At 47.3% G+C, this 6,552-nt stretch carries 5 protein-coding genes; 1 reads left to right on the top strand and 4 read right to left on the bottom strand.

The window, feature by feature from the left end; translation table 11 throughout:
* Positions 1 to 89: 89 nt before the first annotated feature.
* From Q0338_RS04260 to Q0338_RS04245, 4 genes are all read right to left on the bottom strand, one after another.
* A complete protein-coding gene (locus Q0338_RS04260; RefSeq protein WP_298085675.1) occupies positions 90 to 1,022 on the bottom strand; it encodes an alpha/beta fold hydrolase in 933 nt (310 codons plus the stop codon).
* Positions 1,019 to 1,876, bottom strand: coding sequence for a radical SAM protein (locus Q0338_RS04255; RefSeq protein WP_298085674.1), 858 nt, complete (start codon positions 1,874 to 1,876; stop codon positions 1,019 to 1,021). The genes Q0338_RS04260 and Q0338_RS04255 overlap by 4 nt, the downstream gene beginning before the upstream one ends.
* 226 nt (positions 1,877 to 2,102) lie before the next feature.
* Positions 2,103 to 3,164, bottom strand: coding sequence for a GGDEF domain-containing protein (locus Q0338_RS04250; RefSeq protein ID WP_298085673.1), 1,062 nt, complete (start codon positions 3,162 to 3,164; stop codon positions 2,103 to 2,105).
* Entirely contained in the window at positions 3,154 to 4,326 is a 1,173-nt protein-coding gene (locus Q0338_RS04245) for a GGDEF domain-containing protein (protein ID WP_298085672.1), read from the bottom strand. The genes Q0338_RS04250 and Q0338_RS04245 overlap by 11 nt, the downstream gene beginning before the upstream one ends.
* Positions 4,327 to 4,468: 142 nt before the next feature.
* On the opposite strand from Q0338_RS04245, the gene Q0338_RS04240 reads away from it, so the two are divergent.
* Positions 4,469 to 6,058, top strand: a complete 1,590-nt coding sequence (locus tag Q0338_RS04240; protein ID WP_298085671.1) for an ABC-F family ATP-binding cassette domain-containing protein — start codon at positions 4,469 to 4,471, stop codon at positions 6,056 to 6,058.
* Positions 6,059 to 6,552 lie beyond the last annotated feature (494 nt).

The raw sequence follows: 6,552 nt of genomic DNA, 5'->3' as shown, positions 1-6,552 counted from the left end.
AAAGAAAAAGATTATTTTCTGAATGATGAAAATTTGGCTAAATTTAAAGCTATGCGCAAGCAAAACAAAGCCGACGATAGATTTTGTTTTTAAGAGGCAAAGCGGGCTTTAACGCCCGTTTTCGTCAAATTTGACCAAGCTAGCCGCGTCAAATTTACCGCCGTAGCCCCGCGATACTCGCCCAGCTTCTGCGCTAATTTTTCCCAAAGCTCGCTTAGGCCTAGGATATCGTTGTGCCCGGCGTTTAGCTCGTAAATTTTATCTCCCGGTTTTAGAAATTTAAATAGCCTGCGCGAGTTATCCACGCCGATTAGCTCGTCATGCTCGCCGTGAAATATCGTCACCGGCCCGCCAAAACCGCCGACGAACTCAAACGTAGGGATTTTATATTTGATTAAAAATTTCGGCACGAACGGCATTTTCTCCCGCGCTAGCTCCTCTAGGCTAAAATAAGGCGCGATCAAAACTAGCCGCTTAGCGCCGTATTTCTGCGCCGCGCGTGCCGCTAGCCCACTACCTACAGAATAGCCGACCGCCGTAACCTTGCCTGCGTCATACTCCCGCAAAACTGCCTGCATCATCGCGTCCGCATCCGCGTAAAGCTGCTCCTGCGAGCCTATCTCGCCGCCGCTCTTGCCGTAGCCTCGGTAGTCAAATAGATAAAAATCATAGCCCAAATCCGTAAAATGCCGCGCATACTTGCCCCAGCCTTGCAGATTGCCCGCATTACCGTGGAAAAATATCACCGCGCCGTTTTTCGCTTTTCGTTCGCCGTTCACATCATGCGCGTCGCCGTAAATTTGCCTGCCGTCCCTACTCTGCGCTAAAAACTTAAGCCCGCTTATCCATGCGCCGTCCGCGTCCAGTCTTATCTCCTCAAATGGCTGGTCGAAGCTAAAATCATAGTTTTGATCAAGCTTGCTCGGGAAAAATATCAGCCGCTCTTGAAAAAAATAAAGCAGCGCCAAAACCGCGACATATAACACGCAAAGCACGATACAAAGCCGTAAAATTACGTTCATTTTCGCCTTTCAAATTTATCTGCGTCGGATTTTCTCCGCCCAAAAAAAATCCTAACCCTCTCGCCGCTCTCGCTTCCGAATTTCTCCCGTGCCGCAAGCCTGATCTCATCCGCTAGCTGCTCAAAATAGTCGTCCTCGCCAAAAAGATAAATTTGCTTATAAAGCGGCAAAAGCGCGGGAAAATTTCGCCCGATGAAAGCTAAAATTTTATCCCTAAAATTTGGATAGAGATTTAGCCTATCAAACCAAATCTCGTCCGCCGCGTCGCCGTAGTGAGATATGATATCAAAAACTGGCGTGATCTGCGGGAAAATCGGTGCGACGAATATATAGGTTTTCACTCCCGCGGCGCGCAGCTTTTTTATCGCTGCGATCCTTGCGGCTACGGAGCTCGCGCGAGACTCGAGCATACGGCGCAAGCTTTCGTCTATCACGCTCAAACTCACGCCTACGCGGACGTTTGGCATAGTTTGTAGCAGATCTATGTCGCGCGTCACGAGGCTTGATTTGGTTAAAATTTGCAGGTTTATATCCGAACCCGCAACCGCCTCAAGGACTTTTCGCGTAGCTCCAAACTGCGCCTCGTACGGATTATAGCAGTCGGTGACCGAGCTCATAAATACGCGCTCGCCGCCGTGCGAAACGGTAAATTTAACTAGGCTTGCCGTATCAAAATCCTTCACGTCCAAAAACTCGCCCCACGCCTCCTCGTGCCCCGTGACGCCTCGCATAAACTCGGCGTAGCAGTAGATGCAGCCGTGCGGGCAGCCCACGTACGGGTTGATCGCGTAGCCGCCGCTGCCGATTTTGGAGCGCGAGAGGATATTTTTGGCGCGGATTTTTGCGACGTGCATTTTGATTTTTGCCTTTGATTGCGTGGATTTTATGAGGGATTTTAGCGAAAATTTACATGGCAAGCTCTAAATTTAGATAAATTAGAGCTGCCAAAAAGACTTTATCGTAGATTTTAAACGCGAGAAATTTTGCTTTTTTCGGTTAAATTTTAGCTAGTCAAATTTGGCTTTTCGCATTAAATTTAACTCAAATTTGAGCAACCGGCGCGTTTTTAAATTTTAAAGATTATTCCCGCAAAAAAGCCTGAGCGACGACCTTATTTTTGCCGCTATTTTTACCTTCGTAGAGTAGCTTATCGGCTTGTTTTATCACGGTTTCCACGTCTTTTATGGCTTTGACGTTAAAGTTAATCAGCCCAAAGGTCGCAGACGTCTTAGCGCTCTTTCCTTGAAATTCTAGCTGCGTCTCGGCGATCTTGCGCCTGATACGCTCAAAAATATGCTCCGAGTTTTCGAGATTTATATCCGATAAAAATATTAAAAACTCCTCGCCGCCCCAGCGATATACCAGATCGCCCTCGCGCAGACTGCTTTTTATCGCGTACGCGATGATCTTTAGCGCCTCATCGCCAAAGGCGTGCCCGTGAGCGTCGTTTAGTTTTTTAAAGTCGTCGATATCGCACAGCACGATACTAGTGTCTCCGCTCAAAAACTGCATGCGCGGCACGGCAAAATCATAAAATGCATTTCTATTTAGAAGGCCGGTGAGCGGGTCTTTGTTGGCTAGTTCACTTAGCCTCTCTTGGCGCTCAAGCATCTCTTGGCGCAGCTTTGCGCTAAAAGTTCTAGAAAAATCCACGACCAAAACGATAATAAACGCCGCAACGACGATAAAATTTAAAATATAAAAGCATTCCGCCTGCGTTCCGGCAAGCTGCGGCGGAGTTTTCGCGTAAAAATACAAAAATAGGTACGCCGCGCCTTTGGCGTACGCAAAAAAGTTATTCACGCCCTTTGTGGCTAAGCTCGAGAAAAACACGATGGACATGAGGGCTAAGATGATATTTTGAAACCCGTAATCCCAGCCAAGAACGAGCGTGCAGATAAAAGCGTGAGCAAATATCTCGATCCTAACCGCCGCTACGGCTATGGCGGCCGTTCTTAGATCCTTCGCCACATAGACGCAAGCGGCATAAAGAGCGATACTAAGGATGTTTAGACATGCGAGCAAAGGCTGGCCTATGTAGATAAACAGCACCAAATATACTGTGTGAAAGAGCCCAAGCGCCGCAAACATCGCGCGAAGCTTGACGTAAAAGCCGTACCTCGCAAAAAGGTTAAGCAGCATCGCCGCATCCCTTAAATTTTACACAGTTTTTACCGCTCCTCTTGCCCTCGTATAAAAGCTTGTCCGCGACGATTGCCATTTCGGTTAGACTCATCGCGCGCGCGTTTTCAAACACCGCAGCGCCAAATGTTATGCCTATTTTTTTGCCGTTTGGAGCAGTGAGAGTATTTACATTTTTGAGCACTCTTTTTACCATCTCTTGCGCCGAAACGTCGTCGTGCACTAAAGCCACGAGCAAAAACTCCTCCCCGCCCCAGCGGCACAGGATGTCTTTTTCGCCGCGCGAGTTTTCGCGTAAAATTCGCGCAATCTCTTTTAGCGTCTCATCCCCGACGTCGTGCCCAAAGGTGTCGTTTATCACTTTAAAATCATCTATATCGCCAAGCGCGACCAGTACCTTTTCATACTGAAAATACTCCGCCATCTCGTCAAACTGCTCCTGCGCGTAACGGCGATTATCAAGGCCAGTTAAAAAGTCAAATTTGGATGCGGACTCAAGTTTATCGTTTTGCGAGGCGACCTCGTTTATACTTTTAGAATAAACCGAGTTTAGCGTGCTTGTGCGACGCAAAAACGATACGAATATCGCCGCAAACGTCACTACGAACATAATGCTTCCGCTAGCGCCTAAATTCACGATACCGAATTTATCCCTCAAGATATACAAAACAGCGTAAGCTACGGCTTCAGCGATGATGATAGCAAGAACGGTGCGGTTTTTACCGATAAAAATCAAATAGCTAGTCGCAATACCCCAAATAAAGAAATTTTCGTTGCCCCAGCCCCAGCCGTATAAAAATACGCCCAAAAATCCGTGACACACAACCGTGAGATGGATAAAATTTGCCGCAAAGCCCGGATCGTCATCGTGACAAAGCGCTACGTAAATGCTAACCGTCGCCAAGAAAACATAAGCAGCCAAAAACGGCGCAGGCACGCGCGCATAAATAGCGAAAAATAGTAAAAATATCTGCAAGCAAGTAAAAAACCTAAGCAACGGAATAGCAATCGCCGCAAGCGCCTTTTGTTCGGCGCTTTGCTCAAATTTCGCCATCTGTACCCGAGCTTTTAGCTCTTTAAATTTGCTACCGTTTTTCTCGCATTGCCGCTCGTCTTGCGACTCTTTATGCAAGATTTTTCGAGCCGTTTCGGCTATAAGCATAAAAGCTCCGTTTCTATAAATTTTGGCTCATTTTATCACATTTTTGTTTAAAAGTTTTTTGATCCAAGACAAGTGTTTATACTAATTTTAAACGATTTTTTGGCACAATCTAGGATTTTAAAAGTAAAATTTAAGGGTAAATATGCTTGAAGTCAAAAATTTATTAATGAGATTTAACGCGCAGTTGCTATTTGAGGACGTAAATTTAAAACTCACTCGCGGCAATCGCTACGGACTCATCGGCGCAAACGGTGCTGGAAAATCGACGTTTCTAAAAATCCTTGCAGGCGAGATCGAGGCAAACAGCGGCGAGATCGTCATCGAAAACGGACTAAAAGTAGGCGTGCTAGGGCAAGATCAGTTCGCGTTTGAAAACTTTAGCGTCAAAGACGCCGTGTTATACGGCAACAAACGCCTATACGACGCGGTAAAAGAAAAAGAACAGCTCTACATGAGCGAGGAGTTTACCGACGCTATAAACGACCGCCTAGCGCAGCTTGAGATGATAAGCGCCGAGGAGGATCCTAGCTACGAGTACGAGGTCAGGATCGAAAAAATCCTAAGCTCGCTTGGCTTTAGCGACTTTGAAAAGCCGATGAGCGAGGTCGAAAACTCGGATAAATTTAAAGTCCTGCTCGCTCAAGTGCTATTTCCAAAGCCCGACATTCTTTTCCTCGACGAGCCCACGAATAACCTTGATATCGATAGCATAAAGTGGCTAGAAAACGAGCTAAACCGCCACGAAGGCACGATGGTGCTAATCAGCCACGACCGCCACTTTTTAAACGCGGTTTGCACGCACATCCTAGACGTGGATTTTAAGAAAATCAGGCAGTTTGCGGGCAACTACGACGACTGGTACATCGCCTCGACGCTGGTTGCCAAACAGCACGAGATGGAGCGCGACAAAAAGCTAAAAGAAAAAGAGGAGCTGGAGAAATTTATCGCGCGATTCTCGGCAAACGCGAGCAAAGCCCGCCAAGCAACCAGCCGCCAAAAGCAGCTAAACAAACTCGACATCGAGGAGATCAAGGTATCAAGCAGACGCGATCCTAGCATACTTTTCCGCACCAAACGCGACATCGGCAACGAGATCCTAGAAGTGCGCGGCGTCAGCAAAAAATACGACAAGGTTTTGTTTGAAAATTTTAGCTTCAAGCTCGAAAAGAACGACAAAGTCGCCATCATCGGCGCAAACGGCGTAGGCAAAAGCACGCTGGCTAAAATCATCATCGGCGAGGTCGCTCCGGATAGCGGCGACGTGCACGTTGGAGCGACGATAGAGCCTAGCTACTTCGCGCAGGACACGACAAACAAAATCACCGGCGAGCTCAAACTCTACGAGTGGCTGCAAGACGAAAACAACAAAGACCTAGACGAGATCCGAAAGTGCTTAGGCCGCATGCTATTTAGCGGCGCCGAGCAGGAAAAATCAGTCGGTAGCCTAAGCGGCGGCGAGAAACACCGCCTGATGCTAAGCCGCCTGATGCTAGAGCGCGGCAACCTACTCGTGCTAGACGAGCCAAACAACCACCTGGATCTAGAAGCCATCATCGCTCTAGGCGAGGCGCTGTATAAATTCGGCGGCAACGTCATCTGCGTGAGCCACGACCGCGAGCTCATAGATGCATTCGCTAACCGCATCATCCACCTAAAAGGCAACGGCGAAGTAGTCGATTTTAAGGGAACTTTTGAAGAATACGCCGCGATGAACGAGGGAGCTACGGCTTAAATTTTTGATTTTAGCTTTTGATTTGGCGGGTAAATTTTACGCCCGCCGAATTTATGCGGTAAATTTAGCTCGGTTTTACTGCTTGGATTTTTAATAAATTTTACTCGCGCAGACCCGCACCGCGAAAGTGGTAAATTTGGTTTGATCAAATTTGACGCCATGCTTTAAAACCTCTCTACACAAAAACGATTGTTTGAAGTCGTCTTACTTCTTTGTTAAGGGGAAAGGGGCTTAAATTGCGCTCTGCTTTGCAGTTGCGAGGCAACGCCGAAGCAAAAGAGCTCCTCACCCTCTTTAATCCCCCTCCCCCTACGATGTGAGAAGTTGCTGCACTGCGTGCAGGTTAAATTTGACGCTATCGCGTCGCGTGTTTCAAATTTGCATTTTCAAGATGTGGGTTTCGGCGGGTAAAATTTGAAGCCGAAATTTACAAATTTGACTTCAGATTTGAGCGTAAAACGATAAGGCGAAGTATCGCGAGACGATTTTTCGAG

This window comes from uncultured Campylobacter sp. (genome assembly GCF_938018145.1).
Lineage (GTDB): Bacteria > Campylobacterota > Campylobacteria > Campylobacterales > Campylobacteraceae > Campylobacter_A.
Note: the sequence above shows the minus strand (reverse complement) of the source record. Positions and strands in the feature narration are given on the sequence as shown.

Bases quoted from the DNA above. Each gene is read 5' to 3' on its own strand.
- Q0338_RS04255 (WP_298085674.1), bottom strand. From the start codon at position 1,876: ATGCACGTCGCAAAAATCCGCGCCAAAAATATCCTCTCGCGCTCCAAA.
- Q0338_RS04260 (WP_298085675.1), bottom strand. From the start codon at position 1,022: ATGAACGTAATTTTACGGCTTTGTATCGTGCTTTGCGTGTTATATGTC.
- Q0338_RS04250 (WP_298085673.1), bottom strand. From the start codon at position 3,164: ATGCTGCTTAACCTTTTTGCGAGGTACGGCTTTTACGTCAAGCTTCGC.
- Q0338_RS04245 (WP_298085672.1), bottom strand. From the start codon at position 4,326: ATGCTTATAGCCGAAACGGCTCGAAAAATCTTGCATAAAGAGTCGCAA.
- Q0338_RS04240 (WP_298085671.1), top strand. From the start codon at position 4,469: ATGCTTGAAGTCAAAAATTTATTAATGAGATTTAACGCGCAGTTGCTA.